The 19,722-nt window shown below is 71.0% G+C and carries 15 protein-coding genes and 2 tRNA genes; 12 read left to right on the top strand and 5 right to left on the bottom strand.

What is annotated here, in order from left to right; all coding sequences use genetic code 11:
• Nucleotides 1–134: 134 nt before the first annotated feature.
• From E1300_RS10600 to E1300_RS10620, 5 genes are all read left to right on the top strand, one after another.
• Nucleotides 135–575 carry an ATP-binding protein gene (locus tag E1300_RS10600; protein ID WP_131756717.1) on the top strand — a complete coding sequence of 147 codons (441 nt, stop codon included), beginning with the start codon at nucleotides 135–137 and terminating at the stop codon, nucleotides 573–575.
• A gap of 455 nt (nucleotides 576–1,030) precedes the next feature.
• The gene (locus E1300_RS10605; protein WP_207399628.1) at nucleotides 1,031–1,783 is read left to right on the top strand and encodes a hypothetical protein; all 753 of its coding nucleotides are present in this window, start codon (nucleotides 1,031–1,033) and stop codon (nucleotides 1,781–1,783) included.
• Nucleotides 1,773–2,729 carry an aminoglycoside phosphotransferase/kinase family protein gene (locus tag E1300_RS10610; RefSeq protein ID WP_207399629.1) on the top strand — a complete coding sequence of 319 codons (957 nt, stop codon included), beginning with the start codon at nucleotides 1,773–1,775 and terminating at the stop codon, nucleotides 2,727–2,729. The genes E1300_RS10605 and E1300_RS10610 overlap by 11 nt, the downstream gene beginning before the upstream one ends.
• A complete protein-coding gene (locus E1300_RS10615) occupies nucleotides 2,714–3,187 on the top strand; it encodes a hypothetical protein (RefSeq protein WP_131756719.1) in 474 nt (157 codons plus the stop codon). The genes E1300_RS10610 and E1300_RS10615 overlap by 16 nt, the downstream gene beginning before the upstream one ends.
• Before the next feature lie 421 nt (nucleotides 3,188–3,608).
• Nucleotides 3,609–3,839, top strand: a complete 231-nt coding sequence (locus E1300_RS10620) for a hypothetical protein (RefSeq protein ID WP_131756720.1) — start codon at nucleotides 3,609–3,611, stop codon at nucleotides 3,837–3,839.
• 48 nt (nucleotides 3,840–3,887) lie between these two features.
• On the opposite strand, the gene E1300_RS10625 is transcribed toward E1300_RS10620, so the two are convergent.
• The 3 genes from E1300_RS10625 to E1300_RS10635 all read right to left on the bottom strand — a co-directional run bounded on the left by E1300_RS10625 (nucleotide 3,888) and on the right by E1300_RS10635 (nucleotide 5,091).
• Complete coding sequence (locus tag E1300_RS10625) at nucleotides 3,888–4,832, bottom strand: tyrosine-type recombinase/integrase (RefSeq protein ID WP_131756721.1); 945 nt, start codon at nucleotides 4,830–4,832, stop codon at nucleotides 3,888–3,890.
• An 87-nt stretch (nucleotides 4,833–4,919) separates the two neighbouring features.
• Nucleotides 4,920–4,993 (bottom strand) — tRNA-Phe (locus E1300_RS10630).
• Between the two features lie 20 nt (nucleotides 4,994–5,013).
• Nucleotides 5,014–5,091: transfer RNA gene (locus E1300_RS10635), tRNA-Asp, on the bottom strand.
• A 278-nt stretch (nucleotides 5,092–5,369) separates the two neighbouring features.
• On the opposite strand from E1300_RS10635, the gene E1300_RS10640 reads away from it, so the two are divergent.
• The 3 genes from E1300_RS10640 (at nucleotide 5,370) to E1300_RS10650 (ending at nucleotide 9,668) form a co-directional block, all read left to right on the top strand.
• Complete coding sequence (locus E1300_RS10640) at nucleotides 5,370–6,800, top strand: amino acid permease (RefSeq protein ID WP_131756722.1); 1,431 nt, start codon at nucleotides 5,370–5,372, stop codon at nucleotides 6,798–6,800.
• Between the two features lie 52 nt (nucleotides 6,801–6,852).
• Nucleotides 6,853–8,580: an adenylate/guanylate cyclase domain-containing protein gene (locus tag E1300_RS10645; protein ID WP_242619063.1), complete on the top strand. Its 1,728-nt coding sequence runs from the start codon at nucleotides 6,853–6,855 to the stop codon at nucleotides 8,578–8,580.
• A gap of 149 nt (nucleotides 8,581–8,729) precedes the next feature.
• On the top strand, nucleotides 8,730–9,668 hold the full coding sequence (locus E1300_RS10650) for a glycerophosphodiester phosphodiesterase (RefSeq protein ID WP_165502783.1): 939 nt from the start codon (nucleotides 8,730–8,732) through the stop codon (nucleotides 9,666–9,668).
• A gap of 93 nt (nucleotides 9,669–9,761) precedes the next feature.
• Here E1300_RS10650 and E1300_RS10655 read toward each other — a convergent pair whose 3' ends face one another.
• Nucleotides 9,762–10,667 (bottom strand): LysR family transcriptional regulator, encoded by a 906-nt coding sequence (locus tag E1300_RS10655; protein ID WP_131756725.1) that lies wholly within the window; start codon nucleotides 10,665–10,667, stop codon nucleotides 9,762–9,764.
• Nucleotides 10,668–10,900: 233 nt separating this feature from the next.
• On the opposite strand from E1300_RS10655, the gene E1300_RS10660 reads away from it, so the two are divergent.
• The gene (locus E1300_RS10660; protein ID WP_131756726.1) at nucleotides 10,901–12,208 is read left to right on the top strand and encodes a sensor histidine kinase; all 1,308 of its coding nucleotides are present in this window, start codon (nucleotides 10,901–10,903) and stop codon (nucleotides 12,206–12,208) included.
• Nucleotides 12,209–12,326: 118 nt separating this feature from the next.
• Here the strand turns inward: E1300_RS10660 and E1300_RS10665 are convergent, their stop codons facing one another.
• Nucleotides 12,327–14,138: a cyclic nucleotide-binding domain-containing protein gene (locus tag E1300_RS10665; protein ID WP_165502784.1), complete on the bottom strand. Its 1,812-nt coding sequence runs from the start codon at nucleotides 14,136–14,138 to the stop codon at nucleotides 12,327–12,329.
• A gap of 799 nt (nucleotides 14,139–14,937) precedes the next feature.
• Here E1300_RS10665 and E1300_RS10670 point away from each other — a divergent pair.
• From E1300_RS10670 to E1300_RS51465, 3 genes are all read left to right on the top strand, one after another.
• On the top strand, nucleotides 14,938–15,810 hold the full coding sequence (locus tag E1300_RS10670; protein WP_131756728.1) for a helix-turn-helix domain-containing protein: 873 nt from the start codon (nucleotides 14,938–14,940) through the stop codon (nucleotides 15,808–15,810).
• 312 nt (nucleotides 15,811–16,122) lie between these two features.
• Entirely contained in the window at nucleotides 16,123–16,335 is a 213-nt protein-coding gene (locus tag E1300_RS53385; RefSeq protein WP_131756729.1) for a DUF397 domain-containing protein, read from the top strand.
• Nucleotides 16,336–16,558: 223 nt separating this feature from the next.
• The gene (locus E1300_RS51465) at nucleotides 16,559–19,603 is read left to right on the top strand and encodes an FAD-binding and (Fe-S)-binding domain-containing protein (protein ID WP_207399630.1); all 3,045 of its coding nucleotides are present in this window, start codon (nucleotides 16,559–16,561) and stop codon (nucleotides 19,601–19,603) included.
• Nucleotides 19,604–19,722 lie beyond the last annotated feature (119 nt).

Consider the following 19,722-nt stretch of genomic DNA (forward strand, 5'->3'; position numbering starts at 1 on the left):
ATCCGCTCACGTCCGTCGGCGACCGCCCACGTCAAACAGTCTTCCCTAGCAAGTGAGCCTTGTGCAGTGGTTTCTTGCTGTCACGCGACCAAACCGGACACCCAATACGCAACGACGCGTGACGAGGACAGGCGATGACAACCGTGACAGCGATCAGACCGCCTTACCTGGAGCTGGCCCTCACCGTGGACCGCTCTGAGGGCAGTCGAGCCAGGCAGGCTGTCACCAGGGCTTTGTGCGATCTGGGACACGCGGGTCTCGTTGATGACGCGTGCGTCATCGTCAGCGAGTTGGTCACCAATGCGATCGTGGAGACCGAGAAGCGGCTTATCTTCCTGGCGCGCGATTTCCTGACAACCAGCCGCATCAAGCTCAGGCTCTACGCCGACAGCGGTCGAATCGTCGTTGAGGTGTGGGACGAGCTGCCGGACAAGATCCCGCGACCGCGGCTGCCGGATATCGGCGAAGAAGGCGGGCGAGGGCTGAACATCGTGGCGCAATTGTCTGCGAAATGGGGCTATAGCCACACATGCGGCTGGAAGCGCGTATGGGCTCTGCTGGAGGTCGCCTCATGATGACCTCCAGGCAGCAACTCCAGCAGGTCTTCTGGAGAGGGCCCTCCCCATGCTAGAGCCCACCGGGTGACCCCTAACAAGTCTCTCGCCTCCTGATACTGCCCAACGGCGAGCGGCGGTGCCGGAGGCGACACCCTCCAGACGGCGGTTAGGGGCTCCCGCGGCCTCGCCACCATCCGGCGAATCGATCTCCTCCGGGCGGAGCTCCCAGCCCCCGAGGAAGCACTCCGCCCGGAGGTTCATCACCAAGCCCCCGCGGCTTTGCAGCCGCTCCTGGGCTTCGCCATGCAGGAAGGAAGGTGGTTCATCGCTCGCAGGGCGTCCGCCCATCGGTGTTGACGCGGAGCAGTGCCCCGCCGAACGGCGGCCCGGATGGCGGGGCACTGCTAGAAGCTCCCAGCAGACACGGGCCGACCTCGCTCGCCATCAGTGCCACTAGCCACAAAGGAGAAGTCGTGAGCACCATCCTGGCCCAACCCGTCCCGATCATCGACGTCACGATGCCCGAGCCGTTCCACTCCGGCTGGAACAAGATCGACGGAATCACCGTGGACGACACCCGCCTCACCATCGACCCGGCGACCTACTTCTTCCGGTACGAGAACCCCACCTGGCTCGTCTGCGACTGGGCCGGCGTCGAGGCCGAGCTGCTCCCGGCGGTCGAGACGCACGACACGACCATCGAGCAGATCGCGCTGGAGTACGTCAAGGCGCACGGCAGGCTCACCGACGACGCGGCCGAAGTGCTCCAGGTGGCGTGGAAGGTCAACGCCTGGCAGTTCCGCGACGAGCACCTGAACGACCGGGGCCTGGCGGCGCTCGGCGTCCGCAGCGAGGACCTGCGCATGCTGCGCGAGTGCTGCACGCTCATGGCCCTCAACCGGGTCGAGAAGGACGGCACGATCACCAACGTCGGACCGGCGTGGATGTTCCCCATCGCCTGCAAGGTCGTCTACGACCTGGACCAGGAGGGCGCCCAACTTCTCGACGAGCTGTACCACGGCACCTGGTTCGACGAGGCCCGGCGCGTCGAGGCGGTCAAGGCCAACGCCTCGCTGGGCGGCAAGCTCGTCCACGGGTGCCAGTCCCAGCAGGACATGCGGGGCGGGTGCGTCGTACCGTTCGGCGCGGACCTCGCCGAGTTCCAACGGGAGCTGGCACAGTTCGGAGATGACTGGATCGAGCGGGTGGAGTCCTTTGGCCGGTGACGACTACGGGCCCGAGGGGGCGGACGCGCTGTCCGCCCCCTCGGGGGTCCTGCACGCACTGATCACATCGGCGGGTCTGCCGACTCGTCCGGTTCGCCGGGACCCATTGCATGTCTGGGATATGTCCGCCGTGGAGCGGGTCCACCTTGCGGACGGCAGTTCGGTCATCTGCAAGACGGCGCGCGAGCCGTTCACCGAAGAGGCCGAGGTGCTGCGGTATGCGGAGGTCCACGGCGTGCCTGTGCCTGCGGTGCTCGCCTCGACTCATACCGCTGACGGGCATCTCGCCATGCTGCTCGAAGACCTCGGGCCGGCGCCGGACGAAGACGCGCCAATGAGTGTCGGAGCGCAGATGGCCGTCCAGGTACACCAGTGTCCGCCCATGAGTGGCCTTGCTGAACTCGACGCCGCCGCTCTGGCCGGTCTACCGCACCGTGCCCTGCGCTGGCTGGAAACGCTGCGCTTGGAAGGACGGTGGACGGACACCGTCGAGATCGAGGACCTCCTGGAGCGGCTCGACGCAGTCAGCGAACGTCGTGCACAGGGTGTGGATATCCCGCCGTACAGGCTGTGCCACAGCGAGTTCCATCCCACCTCACTGCACGTCAGCGCAACCGGCGTGAAGATCCTCGACTGGGCGAGAGCCTTCAACGGGCCTGGTCTGCTGGACTTGGCGTCCTGGGAGGACACCCCGAAGCCGCTCAACACTGAGGCCGTGGCACGGATGATCCGCGCCTACATCGCGGCGGGTGGGAACGAGCACGCTGCGTCGGAGCGCGGGGGACTGCCCGCTGAGGAGTGGGCCGGCGGCTGGCACCGCGTCTGGATCTGCGAGTGGTACCTCCAGCAATGCGTCCGCTGGATGCCCGATCCCGCGAACGACGCGGCGACTCAGCGGACGGTCGCGAGGCACCTGAAGGAGGCAGCGCAATGCCTGACGCAGTGACCAACGTTCACCCGGCTGCTCGTCTGGCTCTTCCCGAGGGAGGCTTTGCAGACGTCGACCTGAAGATGGTTCCGCTCGTCCAGGCGCTCTGGGCGATGGGGCTGCGTACGGCGGGTTGCTGCCAGGACCTCGGCGAATCTTCGGCCTTTACCGGGAACGAAGCAGGGCGCGAGCGCTTCGGTCAGTACTACCGAGGCCAAGCGTGGCTGAAGATGCCCGTCGAAGACACACGAATCATGCTCGCACGCCTCGCCGAACATCCCCGCTTCCGCGAGCGCTTCAATCGCTGGACCCGCCCGGACGCCTGGGAGAACTACGTGTACCTGCTCGCGGGTGATACCGACGTCCAACTCTCCGCTTGGGCTCAGATTCACTTCCCGAACGACCAACTCGACGAGGTGACCGCAATCCTTGGCGGCCCAGCGTCGACCAACATCAGCGTGCGTTCCCGCTGCTGAACTCAAGGGCCCAACTCGAATGTCGGCTGTGGGTCCGTCCGCGGCTCGGAGCCGCGGGGCAAGAAATGCATATCGTTCACTTCTGGAGTTGGACCGAGCGCGGTCCAGTGCTGCGAGGTGGGGATCGAGCGCGATCCCAGGTGTGAAGGGGTCTGCTGGGTGCCCCCGCCAAGCCAAGGCAGACGGCGCGATAGAAGGCATGTCGTATAGGTGCCAATTCGTGGCGCTGCGACACGCCTTGCCGCTACAGCAGTTGACTATTGCTGCTGTGCAATGCATCGTCGAAAGGGTCGCCTAAAAGTGACGACATAATCGTCAGACTAGCTCGAAACGGCACAAAGATGTCACTTGGCTGGCGAAGGAAGACGATACTCGGCAGAGAGGGCAACGATCTGAGTATCCGACGTCGAACAGGGGAACTGTGGCGGGGATCGACAAGCGGATCGCTGTGCTCGTGTCCTGGAGCAAGACCGGGGACCGGAAGCAGCGCACGAAGCCGGGACGGGACGCCTTCCTGGCGCGGTTCGAGCGAGAGGTTGACCCGGAAGGCGTGCTTCCGGTGGAGGAGCGACGGCGGCGGGCCGAGTTGGCCAAGCGGGCCTACATGCTGCGGCTGGCCAAGCGGTCGGCGCAGGTGAGGAAGAAGGGCTGACCTATAGCGAAGCCCCGGCGCGGGATGCGCCGGGGCTTCGTCCGATGGTCAGTCCTCCATGATGCGGTCATAGGTGCGGCGGGCTCGGGTGCTGGCGGCGCTGCGGCCGTAGCGGCGGAGCATCTGGGGTGATGACCAGCCGTTGAGTTCCATGAGGTCGCCTTCGGCGCCGCCCTTGTCGAGCCAAGTGTGGGAGAAGTGGTGGCGGAACTTGTGCGGGTGGACGGCGACGCCGCATTCCTCGCCGCGGCGGACGCCCATCTGGTAGATGCCGTTGGCCGTCATAGGTGGACGATTGTTGGTGCCCAGCCAAAGATGCCGGCTGGAGGCATGGGTGTGCTTGGCGCGGACCCGGATGTAGCGGTCGATGGCTCGGGCGGACGGGTGCCCGAAGCGGACGATGCGCTGCTTGTTGCCCTTACCTGTGACGAGGAGTTCGCGGCGCATCAGGTCCAGGTCGCTGCGGTCGGGGTCGTCGGCGTCGTAGGTGATGCCGGCGAGTTCGGACAGTCGCAGGCCGGTCGCCTTGAACAGCGCCAGGATGGCGAAATCGCGGCGTTGGGTGAAGGCTTTCCCTTCGCAGTGCTTAAGGAGCTTGGCGAGTTCGTCGTCGGTGAAGACGGGGACGACCTTTTCGCCGACGGCGGGTGGGCGGAGCTTCGCCATCGGGTTGGGCAGTTCTTCGTCGGTGGGCCACCACTTGAAGAACTGCTGCAGTGCCCGGTATTGGTTGTTTGCGTAGCTGTCGGAGTAGGTGTTGAGGAGCCAGACCGTCCAGGCGCGGACGTCGTCGGCGGTGACGTCGTCCCAGTCGGTGTGAGTGGTGTTGCGTCGAAGATGTCCGGCCGCGAACCACTGCGCCGCTTCGGCGTAGGTGCGGACGGTCTTCGGGGACTTCCCCTCGGCGTTGAGATGCAGGGTGAACGAGTTGATCGCGGGTTGGAAGGCGCCTGCTCGGAGGTCCTTCGGACGCCGCGTACGCGCGGTACCCATTGGAGTGAGAGTTTTCCTCTGTTCGAGCGGTGTACACCGGAAGTGATCAATCCGTTACCGGTGTTTTCGCTGGTCAGAGAACCAAGGTGGGCAGGGGCGGGGTCGAACCGCCGACCTTCCGCTTTTCAGGCGGACGCTCGTACCGACTGAGCTACCTGCCCAGGACGCGCGTCGGCGCGTCTGGCGGTCCTGACGGGATTTGAACCCGCGGCCTCCACCTTGACAGGGTGGCGAGCACTCCTAACTGCTCCACAGGACCTTGCGTCTCCGAGCTTAGTGGCTTCGGAGGGGTGTCTCGTCCCGGGCGGGCGGCCCGGTTCTTGGCGACGTCCGAGAGCATACGCGATGGCTGTGGACGGCGCCAACTCGTTAAGCGGGGTTGGCGGCAGGGGGGACGGGGAGGATGGGCGGTGACGGAGGGGCGCCGGAAGTCGCCCGTTGGTGACCGTTTTTGTGCCTCATGTGGCCGGGGTTCCTAATGTGGTGGGGTCGGGGCCGTCCTCGGGGGACGGCCGAGAGGTGAAAGGCCGGAAACGCATGGTCGCGAAGCTCCCGGAGCAGGGCGCGGAGGCGGAGGGGTATCAGCGAGGGCTCGGTACCCGGCAGATCCAGATGCTGGCGATCGGCGGGACGATCGGTACGGGGTTGTTCCTCGGGGCCGGGGAGAACATCGCCAAGGCCGGGCCCAGCCTGATCCTGGCGTACGCGGTCGCGGGGCTGATGGTGTTCTTCGTGGTGCGGGCGCTCGGTGAGCTGCTCATGTACCGGCGGGCGGAAGGGGGGTTCGCCGGGTACGCGCGGGAGTTCCTCGGGCCGTTCTGGGGCTACGCGACGACGTGGACGTACTGGATCATCTGGGTCACGACGGGCATGGCGGAGCTGACCGCGGCCGGGAAGTACGTGCAGAAGTGGTGGCCGGGGGTCGAGCAGTGGCAGACGGCGCTGGTGGCGCTGGTGGTCCTGTTCGCGGTGAACCTGATCTCGGTGAAGCTGTTCGGCGAGCTGGAGTTCTGGTTCGCGATGATCAAGGTCGCGGCGATCGTGATGATGATCCTGGTGGGGATCGGGGTGCTGGTCTTCGGGTTCAGCGACGCGGGCGACACCGCTGCGGTGTCGAACCTGTGGTCGCATGGCGGGTTCTTCCCTGAGGGGGTCAGCCCGGCGCTGATGACGCTGCAGATGGTCATGTTCGCCTACCTGGGCGTCGAGCTGGTCGGTGTGACGGCGAGCGAGGCGAAGGATCCGGAGAAGAACATCCCGCGGGCGATCAACGCGCTGCCACTGCGGTTCGCGCTGTTCTACCTGGGGTCGCTGCTGGTGATCCTGTCCGTGGTGCCGTGGACGGCGTTCAAGGGCGGCGCGAGCCCGTTCGTGCTGGCCTTCGACGAGATCGGCATCCCGGGCGGGGGCGACATCGTCAACGTCGTGGTGCTGACGGCGGCGCTGTCGTCGTGCAACGCGGGCGGGCTGTACTCGACGTCCCGGATGCTGCGGACGGCCGGGGTGAACGGGGACGGGCCGAGGGCGCTGGCCGGGTTGAACGGGCGCGGTGTCCCGGTGCTGACCGTGGTGATCTCGGCGCTGGTCATGGGGATCGGCGTGGTGGTCAACGCGGTGGTGCCGGACAAGGCGTTCGAGTACATCACGTCGGTGTCGACGGGCGGGGCCATCCTGGTGTGGACGGTCATCCTGGTCGCGCACATGGTGTACCGGCGGAAGGCGGCGGCGGGGGCGCTGCCGCGGGCGTCCTACCGGATGCCGTGGGCGCCGTATACGAACTGGCTGGTGCTGGCGTTCTTCGTGTTCGTCACGGTGACCATCGCGTGGGAGGCGGACACGCGGATCGCGCTGTACGTCATGACAGGGTGGCTGGTTCTGCTGGTGGCGGGCTGGCCGGTCGTGCGGCGGCGGTCGCGTGAGAGCGCGGACGCGCGGGCGGTGCCGGCCGGGGAGAGCGCGAACGCCTGAGTGCCCGGCGCCACAGGGTGCGATGATGGTGGTCGCGACCCTGGAGGTGCCTGTGACCCGGAACCTCCTGCCCGGCGTGCCGCGCACGATGCTGGAGGTCCGGGTCCGCTGGGTGCTGCTGGTCGTGGTCGGGGTGGCGAACGCGGTCGGCGCGCTGGTGGTGCTGCTGTTCGCGACGTTCGTGGTGCCCGATCCGCCGTTGCGGGACCGGGATCACGTGCATTTCGTCAACGCGGTCGCGTTCTTCAGCTATCCGGTGGTCGCCGGGCCGGTGGCGCTGGTGGCGGGGCTGTGGCTGTGGCGGCCGGTGATCAGTCTCGTCCGGGAGGGCGGGGTGCCCGACCGGCGGCAGGGGCGTGCTGTGCTCCTCGGGCCGCTGACGTTGACGCTGCTCGTGGGCGCCCTGTGGGGGTTCGGCGCGGTCGGATGGGCCGCGCTGGACCTCGTGCTGTTCACCGGACGGCTCGCGGTGAAGACGGGGCTGACGTGCCTGCTCGGCGCGGCGACCACGTGCACGATCGTCTACCTGCTGTCGGAGCGGCTGCTGCGGCCGGCGGCGGCGCTGGTGCTGGCGGCGGAGCGGCCGCGCCGGTTCCGGCTGCCGGGGGTCACGACGCGGGTCATGCTGGCGTGGGCGCTCGGGACGGCGATCCCCGTGTTCGGGCTGATCTGCGTCGCCGTGGCCGCGCTGGCCGCACCGGACATCGGCGCCACCCAGCTCGCCGTCACGATCCTCGGGTTGGGCGGAGCCGCGCTTGTCGTGGGCGTCTATGTCACCTATATGGCGACCCGGGCGATCGCCGATCCGATCAAGTCGGTGCGGACGGGCATGGCGCGGGTCGAGCGGGGCGACCTGCTCGCCGAGGTGGACGTGTACGACGCGAGCGAGGTCGGGCAGCTCCAGGCGGGGTTCAACCACATGGTCGCGGGCCTGCGGGAGCACGAGCGGCTGCGCGATCTGTTCGGACGGCATGTCGGGGAGGAGGTCGCCGGGCTGGCGCTGGAGCGCGGCGACATCAGGCTCGGCGGTGAGACGCGCGAGGTGGCGGTGCTGTTCGTCGACCTCGCCGGGTCCACGCGGCTCGCGGAGACGCGCAGCCCGGACGAGGTGGTGGAGCTCCTCAACACGTTCTTCGGCGTCGTGGTGGCGGTGGTCGCCGGGCACGGCGGTTGGATCAACAAGTTCGAGGGGGACGCGGCGCTCGCGATCTTCGGTGCGCCGGCCGCGCTGGACGACGCGGCGGGCTGCGCGCTCGGCGCGGCGCGGGAGCTCGCGGTGCGGCTGCGCGCGGAGGTCCCGATGCTGGACGCGGGGATCGGCGTGTCGGCGGGCCCGGTCGTCGCCGGGTACATCGGCGCGAAGGAGCGTTTCGAGTACACGGTCGTCGGTGATCCGGTGAACGAGGCCGCGCGGCTCAGTGACCTGGCGAAGCTGTCGCCCGGACGGGTGCTGGGGTCCGCGGCCGTCCTGGACGCGGCCCACCTGGCGGAGGCCGCCGCGTGGGATCGCGGCAAGTCGGTGACGTTGCGTGGGCGCAGCCGTCCGACGCGTCTGGTGGCTCCGAAGCCGTCCGAGGAGGCGGAGTCGGCCAAACAGACGGAGCCCGAGGTGGGCCAGGACGTGCCGCCCGTCCGGCGTAGGAGGTTGCCGCGCCATCCCGCGTTCCGGTTGGGGCGGAAGGTGCTGCTGGGGGCGCTGATCCTGGCGCGGATCGCGAAGGCGGCGCGTCCACCGGGCGGGTGCGCGCCACCGGACGGCGGCGCCGGAAAGTCGACCTAGCCGCCGTCAATACCGCGTTTCTCCCTTCGCGGCCGATCACGGGTGCGTATTGTCACTGTGCGTACATAACCTGCTACCGGCTAGTCACTTCCCTGTCATCGAACCGACCAATGGTGGGAGTGACACCGCCCAGCACTCGTGAGGTGAAGATGCCACGACGGTACGGTCTCGCGCTCGCCGCGGTCGCGACCACGACGACGATCACCGGATCCGTGACGGACGCCGCCGCGGACCCGCACCCCGTCGTCTGGTCGCCGCCCGGCGCTCCCGAACCGCGTCCCCGAACCGTTGCCCATGCCGCCGCCGCACTGAACGCCAAGGTCGCCACCGTCGCGCACCGCGGCGCGTCGGCGTACGCGCCGGAGAACACGCTCGCCGCGTTCCGCCTAGCGAAGACCAAGCACGCGGACGTTTTCGAGCTGGACGTGCAGGAGACCAAGGACCACAAGCTCGTCATCCTGCACGACTCCACGCTGGCGAGGACGACCAACGTCGAGACCGTCTACCCGGGCAAGAAGCCGTGGAAGGTCTCCAGCCTGACGCTCGCCCAGGTCAAGAAGCTCGACGCGGGGTCGTGGTACTCCGCCAAGTACAAGGGCCAGCGCGTGCCCACGCTGGCCGAGACGCTGAGCGCGATGCGCGGCAGCGGCCTCGGGCTGCTGCTGGAGATCAAGAACCCGGCGAGCTACCCCGGCATCGAGGGGCGGATCGCCGCCGAGCTGAAGCGCTCGCCGTCCTGGCTGCGCGCCGACCCGAACGAGCGGCGGCTCGCCGTGCAGTCGTTCGACTGGACGTCGGTCAACCGGTTCCACGCGCTGCTGCCCGCGGTGCCGACCGCGGTGCTCGGCACTCCCGCGGTCGCCGACCTGCCCAAGGTCGCCAAGTACGCAGACCAGGTCAACCCGCCGTACAAGGGGCTGACGGCGTCCTATGTGAAGAAGGTCCACGCGGCGCACATGGACGTGCTCACGTGGACGCTGAACGACCGGGCCTCCGTGCAGAAGGCCGTCAAGCTCGGTGTGGACGGCATCATCTCCAACAAGCCCGACATCGTGTACGGCGTCGTGAGGTCGCGCGAGGCGGTCTGACCCTGCGAGGTCGGACGCGTGAGCTCCCAGGCCCGGCCGGAGGCGACCGGCCGGGACCCGGGCGCCGCGCTCAGGGGACCCGGGCGCCGCGCCTCAGGGAACCGGGGCGGGCGGCGCGTTCCGTAGCCAGTCGCGGGCGCGGGTGATGAGCGCGCGCGCCGCCGGGTTGCGGGGGCCTTCCGCGCGCCAGGCGAGCGCGATGCGGCCGTACAGCTTCGGCCGGACGACCGGCATCGTGTGCAGCCGGTCCGCGTAGGGCTCGGCCGCCGACTCCGGCAGGATCGCCACGCCGAGGCCGAGCGCGGCGAGCTGCGCCAGCACGGTCGGGTCGCCCGCCTCGAAGGCGATGCGCGGGCGGACGCCGGCGGCGGCGCACGCCTCGTCCAGGACGGTGCGCAGGCCGGTGCCCCTCGGCAGGCTGATCAGGTCGCGGCCGCCGAGCGACGCGAGGGCGACGGCCGGGCGCCCGGCCAGCTCGTGGTCCAGTCCGACGGCGGCGTGCAGGGGGTGCTCGACGACGACCTGCGTGTCGAGCCCCTCGGGCTCGGCGCCGCCGAGGCTGAGGAACGCGAGGTCGATGGCGCCGGCGCGCAGCGACGCCGCCAGGGACGCGGAGTCGTCCTGGGTGACGGTGATCTCCACGTTGGGGTGGTCGCGGTGGAACCCGGCCAGGATGCCGGGCAGGTCCAGGGCGCGGCTCCAGTCGATGGTGCCGATCGTGACGCGCCCGCGCAGCAGCCCCGTCAGCTCGTCCACGGTGAGCCGCGCGCCCTGGACGGCCGCGAGCGCCGCCCGCGCGTAGGGCAGGACGGCGGCGCCGACCTCGGTGAGCCGGACGGTCCGCCCGGAGCGGTCGAGCAGGGGCTGGCCGAGCTCGCGTTCGAGCTGCCGGATCTGCGCGCTGACGCCGGGCTGGGCCACGTGCAGCCGGGCGGCGGCCCGGGTGAAACTGGCCTCCTCCGTCACCGCCACGAAGTACTCAAGCTGGCGCAGCTCCATAACGACCGATGCTAACAGCGCGGGCCTCCAGCGCTTCGACTTCTGGTAAGACTGGGACGGCCACGGTCGGCCACGCCCGCGCCGGCGGGCGGGGACCGGCCGTTCCACCATTCCTTTGGGCTTCCTTGGGCGGCCGGTTCCCGTTGCCATGTCCGGGCGCGGTGCGCCGGGTGATTACCTCGCCTGCGGGAGGTCGGGTGTACGGACGGCGCGCATGGTCGATACGGGTGCGGATGACCGTCAGAGCCGGGGCGGTCACCGCCCTGATCTGTGCCGTCCTGACCGTGCTGGTCGTCGCCGGTGTGCACGGCCGGACCGCCGAGCAGCGCCGCGAGCGGGCCGTCTCGGCGGCGCTGCACCTCGCCTACCTGATGCTGAGCGGGCAGGCGCCGCGGGAGCTGACCGCGCCGCACTCGATCGTGCTCCAGGTCCTCGACGCGCGGGGCGACGTGATCGCGGGGACGCCCGGCGTGCGGGACCGGGCGCGGATCGCCTCGTTCGTCCCGGACGCGCACCGCGTGTACGAGAGCAAGGTGCTGTGTCCGCCCGCCGGGCTGCGCGGATGCATGTACGTGCTCGCGTTCCGGGTGTACGAACCGGGCGGCGACAGGGTGGTCTACGCCGCCGCCGAGGCCGTCCCCTGGTACGTCGGCGCCAGCCTCTGCACGTTCCTCGTCAGCCTGTCGCTGCTGGTGGTGATGCTCGTGGCGCTGCGGACGTGGCGGCGGGTGGACCAGACGCTCGCGCCGGTGGACGCGATTCGCGCCGAGCTGATGGAGATCACCGAGCGCCGGTCGGGGCACCGCGTCCCGGTGCCGGACACGCGCGACGAGATCCGGCTGCTCGCCGAGGCGGCGAACGCGACGCTCGACCGCCTCGATGCGGCGCTGGAGCGGCAGCGGGCGTTCACCTCCGACGCCTCCCACGACCTGCGCAGCCCGATCGCGGCCGCGCGGGCGCACCTGGAGGAGGCGCTCATGTACCCGGACGAGGTGGACTGGCCCGCCACCGGCCGCGCGGTCCTCCAGAGCCTCGACCGGCTCCAGGCGATCGTGACCGACCTGCTGGAGCTGGCCCGCCTGGACGCCGGGAAGTGGAAGGAGCCCGAGATCGTCGACCTCGCCGCGCTGGTCACGATCGAGCTGGCGAGGTCGGCCCGGAGCAAGCGGATCGTCACGCACCTCCGGGAGGCCGTGACGGTGCGGGGCGAGCGGCTGCGCCTCATCCGGCTGCTGACGAACCTGCTGGACAACGCCGAGCGGCACGCCGAGTCGCGGATCGACGTGACCGTGCGGGAGGAGGGCGGCGACGCCGTCCTGGAGGTGCTCGACGACGGCGGCGGCATCGCGGTGGGCGACCGGGAGGTCGTGTTCCAGCGGTTCGCCCGGCTCAGGGACGCGCAGGCGCGGGACGCCGGCGGGACGGGGCTCGGGCTGCCGATCGCCCGGGAGATCGCCAAGGCGCACGGCGGTGACCTGACCATCGAGGACAGCGACCGGGGCGCCCGCTTCGTCCTCCGCATCCCCCGCGAGCGGAGGTGACGGCCTGGCCGGGGAAAAGGAGAACCCCGCGTGGACGAGCGCGCGGGGTGGGGGCGGCGGGCCGGAGGCCCGCACGGGCCCGTGCGGGGAGCGGGCCGTGGTGCCTGGTGGACCGGGATCAGCAGGCGGGGTGGACGGGCGCGCCCAGCAGGTGCATCCATCCGCGGACGTCGGACTCCTTCACCCGGCAGCGCACCGGCTCGTAGTCGGCGGCGTCGACGTAGCCGGGGCTGTGGGCGATGACGGAGTCGTACACGAAGGACGAGGCGATGAAGCCGAGGTCGGCGCCGGTCGCGGCGAGCCGCTCCTTCAGGGGGCGGGCCTCCAGCAGCCGGGCGGTGTGGATGACGGGCCAGCCGGCGACGCCCTCGGCGTCCGGCATGACGGGGCCGACGTGCAGCGCGACCCTCAGCTGGATGCGGACGGCCCTGCTGGAGCGGCGGTTGTGGCGGCGCAGCAGCGCCGCGAGCCGCGCGATCATCGGGTCGATGACGGCGGCGGTCGGCACCCCGGGCGGGACGACGATGAGCGCGCCGTCGCCGCGGTCCTCGCGGTGGCAGGCGTCCCACGGCACCCGCGACGCGCGGAAGGCGTCGCGCAGGAACCCGTACATGGCGCTGCGCACCGCGAGGCGGTCGGTGTCGTCGCGGTGCACCGCGTCGCTGAACCCGGCGATGTCGGTGAACAGGATCGAGCAGTTCTGCCCCGCCCAGGACGGCCCCGCGCCCACGGCCGCGGACCCGTGCCGCATCGTGCCGTCCTGCTGGAACGGCTCCGCTCCGGACGCCATCGGGACGGTGTGCTGCGGGACGACCGCGTGGTACGGGGACGCCGCCGGGTGCGGAGGCCAGGTCGCGTCCGAGGACAACTCGGTCGAGTAGGGAGGAAGCCCGGCGTACGGGTTGGACGGGTGCCATGTGTACGGCTGAGCCGTGTACGGGTTGTACGGGTTGGTTGCGTATGGGTTCGTCGTGTGCGGGTTCGTCGTGTGCGGGGGCGCGCCCGCGTACCGCTGCGGCGGTCCGTACTGCGCGGCGGGCCCGTAAGGGTGCATCACGGGATATGAAGGCATGACATACGGGGAAGGCTCGTATGGCGTCGCGGGCAGTACTGTCGCCGACTGGCCCGGCGGCGTGTGCGGCGGTGCCGCGGGGGACGGAAACCCCGGAGCCACGGGCGCCTGCCCCGGAGGGTTTTCGGACACGGACGGCACGCCGTACGCCTGCTCGCTCAGCGGCGCGGACGAAGAGCCGTACGCCTGCCCGGATAGCGGTGCGCCGTACGCCTGCTCGCTCAGCGGTGCGGACGAAGCCCCGTACGCCTGCTCGCTCAGCGGTGCGGACGAAGCCCCGTACGCCTGCCCGGCCAGCGGTGCGCCGTACGCCCGCCCGGACAGCCGCGCGGACGGCACGCCGTAGGTCTGCGCGGGCGGTGCGCCGTTCGCCTGCTCGGTCAGCCGGTCGTACATCTCGCGTTCGAGCACGGCGAGGACGCGCGGCTGGTCGGAGAGGTAGGCGGCGAACTCCTGCGTGCTCATCCGCAGCGCGCGGACGGTGTCCATGGCGACGATGGTGGCCGACCGCTGCCGCAGGAGCAGGGCGGCGCGCTCGCCGATGATGTCGCCGGGACCGCGGAAGGCGATGATCCGCTCGGACCCGTCCCGCTCGACGCAGACCCGGATCCAGCCGGACAGGATGACGAGGACGTGGTCGGCGGTCTGGCCCTCCCGCCACAGCACGTCGCCGATGGGGTACTCGACCTCGTCGGCGGACGCGACGAGCGCGTCCTGCTCGACGGAGGTGAGCGCCTGCCAGAAGCCCCGCTCGGACAGCGCGCCGGAGGCGCCCGGCGTGAGGGCCGCCGGGCTCCCGGAGGCCAGTGCGGCCGGAACGAGCAGGTCAGGGTCGTGCCGGTGCTCGCGGTCGGTCATCGCCGCACCTCCCTCGGGAGGGCGAGGGCGGCGGTGGCCGGGGTCGCGGGGTGGACGTCGAAGGTCGGGGGACGGTACTGCGCTGCTGGCATCATGTCGGGACCCCATGCTTCCGATCGCGGCTCCGGGATGCCCGGCGACGGGCCGCCGCGCCTTCGCGACGGCCGCGTCCACCGGCGGCCGAAAGCCGCATCACCTATAGCCCGCACCGCGTGATCGCGGTTAGACTGGGTGAGTCCGCAGGGTACGTTTCACCAGGTCAATCCCGGTTTCTCTGCGTTTTCGCAGGAGAGTTCGACGAAAAGCCTGGCGCGCGCGCCCCACGGGCCTCTGGGAGTCGCTCTCCGCTTTTCGCTGATCCGCATGGCTCGCAACCGGTGACCGGCGGAAGGTGGGGGCGACTCTATTTCATTTTCGGTACTGCCGAAATCGTCCTTCTGCGGTGTGCCCTCCCGTGCGCTCCCCGTCGGCCGGTGCCTCGCAGGCGGCGGATGCGGTGCTCGCCTTCCCCCGGTCACCCTCCGTTCGGAGAACTTTCGCTTACGAGCTAGCAGGACGTCCTATTGCATCGTGGAGCCTGCTAATCTGCTACCAAGCACGCTACAACATAGTTTGCCGACATGCAGCACGCTGCCAGCTCTGGATGTGATTTCCGGCGACGTGACGGGGGGTCCGGCCCGATGGCCGAGGTCCGGGACGCGAGAAGCATGACGAAGTGGCGTCATGTATCCCGTCAGGTCGCCGACTGCCAGGTGGCAGATCTGCTGATGGCACCGACCGCACAGGGTGAGCGATCGTCATGACGAACGACCAGGGTCCCATCGTCCAGAGCGCCCTGCTGCGCGCCGAGCTCGTCCGCCTCCGCAAGGAGAAGGGGATGACGCAGGAACAGGTGGTCAGGAAGCTCGAATGGTCGCCGTCGAAGCTCATCCGGGTGGAGGGCGGCAAGAACTCGATCACCCGCGTCGACCTCCAGGCGCTGCTCTCGATCTATGGCGTCACGTCCGAGAGCCGGCAGGAGCGGTTGCAGGCCCTGGCCAGGGGCGCGCGCGAGCCCGCCTGGTGGAACGCCTACCGGGGCGAGTTCGACGACTCGTTCCTCACCTTCGTCGGGTACGCCGCGGGCGCCGCGTTCATCCGCCACTTCCACGGGACGGTCGTCCCAGGCCTCCTCCAGACGGCCGAGTACGCGCAGGTCCTGTCCACGGGCATGGTGTCGCCGCAGCAGCAGGCGTTCGGGGTGAAGCTCCGCCTCCAGCGGCAGAAGGAGCTCGCCAAGCGGGAGAACCCGCCGCGCCAGTACTACATCATCGACGAGGCCGTGGTCCGCCGCCACGTGGGCATCAAGGTCGACCCGGCGATCATGCCCAACCAGCTCCGGCACATCGCCGACACCGTCGAGCAGAGCGACTCGCTGACCGTCCGCGTCATCCCGTTCAGCGTGGGCGCGCACCTCGGCATCCACGGCCCGTTCACGGTGCTGGAGTTCGAGGGCGGCCTGAACGACGTCCTCTACCTGGAGGGACGTCCCGGCGCCAACATCCTGATCACCGGTGACGACGAGCGGACCGCCGAGTACCGCGACAGCTTCGAGATCCTCCTGGACGAGGCGCTGCCCGCGGAGGAGTCGCTCGCGCTGATCCGGCAGGCCGCCGAGGACCTGATGGCCTGACCCGCTCCCCCGGGCGGGAGCCCCGGGGCCCGCGGGTCGTCCCCGGGAGCCGTGCCGGCTCCCGCCCGAACCCGTATCCGACCGGAGGTGACAGCCGTATCGGGCATCCCTAAGGCGCGTGGCCTTCATAGCACGCAACGTGATCTTGTGTTCCCGTGTAGGCGGAATTGCTGGAACCGTTTACACTCGTGATCGGGAATTCATCCACAAGGTCGTGGTTTGTTGTGCCCTGCTTGGCTCTCGTCCGGCGGGTGTTCTTGCCCGATCGGCTGGCAAGACGGCACCCGCCGGCAATGGATGGAGGGTTGCCGGATGGTTCATCGGTCGAATCGGGGGTCCGCGCTGAAGTGGCGCAAGGCAAGTGCGAGCGAGCCGGGGGATGACTGCGTGGAGGTCGCGGCGACCGGCCCGTCGGTGCTGGTCCGGGACTCGCACGACAGGTCGGGGGGCATGCTGGCCCTCGACGGCGTCCAATGGCGGACGCTCGTGAACGCCATCCGGAACGGCGAGCTGGACGGCCGCTGAGTCTTCCGGCTCAGCTTTCCCATCCGTCCGGGAATTGTCGAATGCCACAGTGGTGGGCGGCATTTTCCGGCGACTTCTGACAAGGGCGCGACAGGAGCCCCGTCAAGCCCGCCGCGGTCCCCGCCGGCCCGCGGCGGGCCGCACCGGGCCTGCACCAGGCCCCGTGCGTGGTCGGGGGGCCGTGCCCGCTGCGGTATCCCGGCCCACGTCCTAGCCTGGTGACGTGGTCGATCACGCTCGCCGGCTGGACGCCGCGCTACCCGGGATGTTCCGCACCGGCCTCACCGCGCGGACGGCCTACTCCTCGGACGCCTCCATCTACCGGAAGGTCCCGGTCGCCGTCGCGGAGCCGCGCTCGGCGGAGGACGTCGCGCGGATCCTGGAGGTCGCGGGGGAGGAGGGCCTCCCGGTCACGATGCGCGGCGGCGGGACGTCCATCGCGGGCAACTCGATCGGCGCCGGGATCGTCGTCGACACCTCGCGGCACATGGACCGCATCCGCTCGATCGATCCCGTGGCGCGCACCGCGGTGGTCGAGCCGGGCGTGGTGCTGGACGACCTGCGCGCCGCCGCGGCCCCGCACGGCCTGACGTTCGGCCCCGACCCGTCCAGCCACTCGCGCTGCACCCTCGGCGGGATGATCGGCAACAACGCGTGCGGGTCGCACAGCGTGGCCTGGGGGATCACGTCCGCGAACGTCGAGGGCCTGCGGCTGCTGCTGCCCGGCGGCCGCGAGCTCGCCGCCCGCGCGGGGACGTCCGGCGACGCGGTCGTCAACGCCGAGCTGGCGAGGCTCCGCGACGCGCACCTGGCGCCGCTGCGGACGGAGCTGGGCCGGTTCAGCCGCCAGGTGTCGGGCTACGGCCTGCACCATCTGCTGCCCGAGAACGGTTTCGACGTGGCGAAGGCGCTCGTCGGCGCGGAGGGGACGTGCGGCGTCGTCACGGAGGCGACCGTCCGGCTCGTCCCGGTTCCGAAGGCGCGCGCGCTCGCCGTGCTCGGCTTCCCGGACGTCTTCGTCGCCGCGGAGGTCGCGCCGTTCGCCGCGCGTGCGGGTGCGCTGACGGTCGAGGGAATGGCGTCCGACCTGCTCACCGCGCTGCGGAGCCAGCCGGGCCGGGCCGATGCGGGCGCCGATCTGCCGCCCGGCGGCGGCTGGCTGTACTGCGAGGTCGGCGGGGACACCGTCGCCGAGGCGCGCGGCGCGGCGCACGCGCTCGCCGAGATCGTCCGCGAGCGGGTCCCGGGGACGGCGTCCGTTGTCGTCGCCGACCCGGCGCGGACGCGGGCGCTGTGGTGGATCCGCGAGGCCGGCGCGGGCATCGTCACGCGGCTGCCCGACGGCGGCGAGGCGTGGGCGGGCTGGGAGGACTCGGCGGTCCCGCCCGCGCGGCTCGCCGGATACCTGCGGGAGCTGTACGGGCTGATGCGCGAGCACGGCCTGCGCGGCGTCCCGTACGGGCACTTCGGGGAGGGCTGCCTGCACCTCCGCCTCGACTTCGGGCTGGACGAGCCGCGCGGCGTCGCCGGGTACCGGGCCTTCGTCGAGGACGCCGCCCGCCTCGTCGTGTCCCACGGCGGGACGGTGTCCGGCGAGCACGGCGACGGCCGCGCCCGTTCGGAGCTGCTCGCCGCGATGTACTCGCCGGAGCTGCTGCGGGCGTTCGCCGCGTTCAAGGCCGTGTTCGACCCGGAACGCCGCCTCAACCCCGGCGTCATCGTGGACCCGGCCCCGCTGGACGCCGATCTCCGCCCGGGCCCCGGCCGCGACGCGCTGCTCCGCTCAGACGGCGGCGCCCAACCCGCGACCCCCGGCCGCGACGCCTTCCTCCGCTCGGACGGCGGCGCCCGCCCCGCGACGCCCGGCCGCGACGCCCTCCTCCACTCGGACGGTGGCGCCCGCCGCGCGACCCCCGGCCGCCACGCGCTGCTTCGCTCGGACGGTCGCGCCCGCCCCGCGACGCCCGGCCGCGACGCGCTGCCGGTGACGGCTGTCCATGCGCTGACCAGGGACGGCGGGTCGTTCGCGGCGGCCGTCCACCGCTGCGTCGGCGTCGGCGCGTGCCGCAACCTGGACACCGGGTCGATGTGCCCGTCGTTCAAGGTGACGCGGGACGAGGTGCACTCGACCCGCGGCCGGGCCCGCGTGCTGGCGGAGATGCTGCGCGGCGAGTCGATCCCGGACGGCTGGCGCTCGCGGGAGGCCGCGGAGGCGCTGGACCTGTGCCTGTCCTGCAAGGCGTGCGCGAGCGACTGCCCGGTGAACGTCGACATGGCGACCTACAAGGCGGAGTTCCTGTACCGCCACTACGCCGGGCGCCGCCGTCCGATGGCGCACTACTCGATGGGCTGGCTGCCGCTGTGGTCGCGGCTCGTGACGGCCGTGCCGGGGACGTCCCGCCTGGTGAACGCCGCGCTGGCCCGCCGTCCGGTCGCCGCGGCGGTGAAGCGGGCGGCGGGCGTCGAGCCGCGCCGCGCGATGGTCCGGTTCGCGGAGCAGACGCTGCGCGGATGGTTCCGGACGGCGCACGGCGGCCCGAAGGCGGCGGGGCCCGCGGGCACGGTGGTGCTCTGGCCCGACACGTTCACCGAGCACCACGAGCCCGAGGCCGGGCGGGCGGCGGTCGAGGTGCTGGAGGCCCTCGGCTACCGCGTCCTGATCCCGCCGGGCCGCGTCTGCTGCGGGCTGACCTGGCACTCCACCGGCCAGCTCGGTGTCACCCGGCGCGTCCTGGAGCACACGCTCGGCGTGCTCGCGCCGGCCCTCGACGCGGGCCTGCCGGTCGTCGGGCTGGAACCGTCCTGCACGGTGATGCTGCGCGACGAGGCGCCCGAGCTGCTCCCGGACGATCCGCGCGCGAAGCGGCTCGCGGACGCCACCGTCACCCTCGCCGAGCTGGTCGACCGGCACGACGGCGCGTGGCCGTTCGAGCGGCTGGACTCCGCCGCCGTCGCGCAGGTGCATTGCCACCAGGAGGCCAAGGGCTCCTACGCGCCCGATCTCGCCGTCCTGCGCAGGCTCGGCGTGGACACCGATGTCGTCGGCGCCGGCTGCTGCGGCCTCGCCGGGAACTTCGGCTTCGAGCCCGGCCACTGGGACGTCTCGCAGGCGTGCGCCGAGCGCGAGCTGTACCCGAAGGTGCGCGCGGCGGACGGCGCGATGGTCCTCGCCGACGGCTTCTCCTGCCGGACGCAGGTCGCGCAGGGCACCGGCCGCCGCGCCCTCCACCTCGCGGAGGTCCTCCGGAAGGCGCTCCCGAAGGCCTGACGCGCCGCGACCGCGGTGGCGGTCCGTTCGGGGCGGGCGGACGAACCCTGAGCCGACCCTGAGCGGACCCTGAACCATCCCTGATCACCCTGTCGCGGGATGTATCGCCGTCCTAGCGT

It is taken from the genome of Actinomadura fibrosa (assembly GCF_900659615.1).
Lineage (GTDB): Bacteria > Actinomycetota > Actinomycetes > Streptosporangiales > Streptosporangiaceae > Spirillospora > Spirillospora fibrosa.

Excerpts from the sequence above, each read along its gene's own strand:
- E1300_RS10600 (WP_131756717.1), top strand. The coding sequence starts at position 135 with ATGACAACCGTGACAGCGATCAGACCGCCTTACCTGGAGCTGGCCCTC.
- E1300_RS10615 (WP_131756719.1), top strand. The coding sequence starts at position 2,714 with ATGCCTGACGCAGTGACCAACGTTCACCCGGCTGCTCGTCTGGCTCTT.
- E1300_RS10625 (WP_131756721.1), bottom strand. The coding sequence starts at position 4,832 with ATGGGTACCGCGCGTACGCGGCGTCCGAAGGACCTCCGAGCAGGCGCC.
- E1300_RS10640 (WP_131756722.1), top strand. The coding sequence starts at position 5,370 with ATGGTCGCGAAGCTCCCGGAGCAGGGCGCGGAGGCGGAGGGGTATCAG.
- E1300_RS10650 (WP_165502783.1), top strand. The coding sequence starts at position 8,730 with ATGCCACGACGGTACGGTCTCGCGCTCGCCGCGGTCGCGACCACGACG.
- E1300_RS10655 (WP_131756725.1), bottom strand. The coding sequence starts at position 10,667 with ATGGAGCTGCGCCAGCTTGAGTACTTCGTGGCGGTGACGGAGGAGGCC.
- E1300_RS10660 (WP_131756726.1), top strand. The coding sequence starts at position 10,901 with ATGACCGTCAGAGCCGGGGCGGTCACCGCCCTGATCTGTGCCGTCCTG.
- E1300_RS10665 (WP_165502784.1), bottom strand. The coding sequence starts at position 14,138 with ATGACCGACCGCGAGCACCGGCACGACCCTGACCTGCTCGTTCCGGCC.
- E1300_RS10670 (WP_131756728.1), top strand. The coding sequence starts at position 14,938 with ATGACGAACGACCAGGGTCCCATCGTCCAGAGCGCCCTGCTGCGCGCC.
- E1300_RS53385 (WP_131756729.1), top strand. The coding sequence starts at position 16,123 with ATGGTTCATCGGTCGAATCGGGGGTCCGCGCTGAAGTGGCGCAAGGCA.